Source organism: Arthrobacter sp. 10N418 (genome assembly GCF_056394725.1).
In genome coordinates this window covers 1-1,427 of the sequence record NZ_JBFTIK010000062.1, presented here as the reverse complement: position 1 = coordinate 1,427, position 1,427 = coordinate 1, and the positions used below count along the sequence as shown (strand labels likewise).

Below are 1,427 nucleotides of genomic sequence, written 5' to 3'. Positions count from 1 at the left end.
GGTAGTGCCCATTAGCGTGGTGTAACGGCCCGGCCCCGGGCGTGTTGTTCCCGAACGTGAGGCGGCCATCGCGTGATTCTTGGAAAGACCGACCAAAGTCTTCTCTCAAGGAGTATCCACGCGATGACCGCACCCCATATTATCGACCCTGCCCGTTTCCTGTCCGAGCAGCTCGAGCAGGCCTCTCCGGATCTGATGCGTTCCATGCTCACGACCTTTATCAACGCGCTGATGAGCGCAGAAGCGGACGCTGTCTGCGGCGCTGAATACGGTGCCCGTTCCGAGGCCCGCAGCAACTCCCGGAACGGGTACCGGCACCGGGACTTCGACACCCGCACCGGCACCCTGGACGTCGCCATCCCCAAGCTCCGGCAAGGCTCCTACTTCCCGGACTGGCTGCTGGAGCGCCGCCGCCGGGCCGAGGCCGCACTCACGACCGTGGTCGCGACCTGCTACCTGCTCGGGGTGAGTACCCGGCGGATGGAAAAGCTCGTCGAGACCCTCGGGATCACCCGGTTATCGAAGTCCCAGGTCTCGGTCATGGCCGCTGACCTCGACGCGCAGGTCGAGGCGTTCCGCACCCGCCCGCTGGACGCCGGCCCGTACCCGTTCGTCGCCGCCGACGCCCTGGTCCTGAAGGTCCGCGAAGGCGGCCGGGTCGTGAACGTCCACGCCATGGTCGCAACCGGGGTCAACGCCGACGGACACCGCGAGGTCCTGGGGATCCAGGCGTCCTCCGCCGAGGACGGCGCCGGCTGGCTGGGCTTCTTCCGCGACCTGACCGCCCGCGGCCTGACCGGGGTGAAACTGGTGACCGCCGACGCCCATGCCGGGCTGGTCGCCGCGATCGGGGCGACCCTGCCCGGGGCCGCTTGGCAGCGCTGCCGCACGCACTACGCGGCGAACCTCATGGCGGTGACCCCGAAGGCGTCCTGGCCGTGGGTGAAAACCCTGCTCCACTCGGTCTACGACCAGCCCGACGCCGCCGGCGTCCACGCCCAGTTCGACCGGGTCCTGGATGCCCTGGCCGAGAAGCTGCCCCGCGTCGCGGACCACCTTGAGGCCGCCCGGGAGGACATCCTGGCGTTCACGCCCTTCCCCAAGGGCCTCTGGCGCCAAGTCTGGTCCAACAACCCGCAGGAACGCCTCAACCGGGAAATCCGGCGCCGCACCGACGTCGTCGGGATCTTCCCCGACCGCACCGCCCTGATCCGGCTCGTCGGCGCCGTGCTGGCCGAACAGCATGATGAATGGATCGAAGCGCGCCGCTACCTCAGCCTCGAGCTCATGCAACAATCACAGACCGTCGGCACCGTGCCGGCTGCCGAGCCAGAACAGGAGGACACCAACCCCGAACTGGCGCTCAGCGCCTAACCACCCCAAGAATCACGCAACAAACGCGTTACACCACACAAATGGACTTGACC

At 67.9% G+C, this 1,427-nt stretch carries 1 protein-coding gene; it reads left to right on the top strand.

All coding sequences use genetic code 11. The features are described from left to right. Positions 1 to 123: 123 nt before the first annotated feature. A complete protein-coding gene (locus AC1DCZ_RS19305; protein WP_476976002.1) occupies positions 124 to 1,374 on the top strand; it encodes an IS256 family transposase in 1,251 nt (416 codons plus the stop codon). Positions 1,375 to 1,427 lie beyond the last annotated feature (53 nt).